This window comes from Acinetobacter sp. AL9 (assembly GCF_041464035.1).
Lineage (GTDB): Bacteria > Pseudomonadota > Gammaproteobacteria > Pseudomonadales > Moraxellaceae > Acinetobacter > Acinetobacter towneri.
In genome coordinates this window covers 1-300 of record NZ_JAYFSK010000210.1, presented here as the reverse complement: position 1 = coordinate 300, position 300 = coordinate 1, and the positions used below count along the sequence as shown (strand labels likewise).

1 rRNA gene is annotated in these 300 nt (G+C 40.7%); it reads left to right on the top strand.

The features are described from left to right. Positions 1-106: ribosomal RNA gene (gene rrf, locus ACEO2X_RS14365) — 5S ribosomal RNA — on the top strand; the annotation flags it as partial. Positions 107-300: the final 194 nt, after the last annotated feature.

Sequence of the window (300 nt, the reverse complement as noted above, 5' to 3'; positions counted from 1 at the left end):
CATAGCAAGAGTGAACCACCTGATCCCTTCCCGAACTCAGAAGTGAAACCTCTTCGCGCTGATGGTAGTGTGGGGTTACCCATGTGAGAGTAAGTCATCGCCAGCTCATTATTCAAACACCCTCAACTAGCGTTGGGGGTGTTTTTTTATGTGGGAAAGAAAATATTAAAAACTACGCAGATTCAAATCTCAAGTGCAACACATTTGTAGTTAGTTGAAAAAGTTAGGTGTATTCATAGAATCATTAGACTTTTTCAACCCGCAATTGGAAAGCACACAATGAAGAAATACACCCAACTT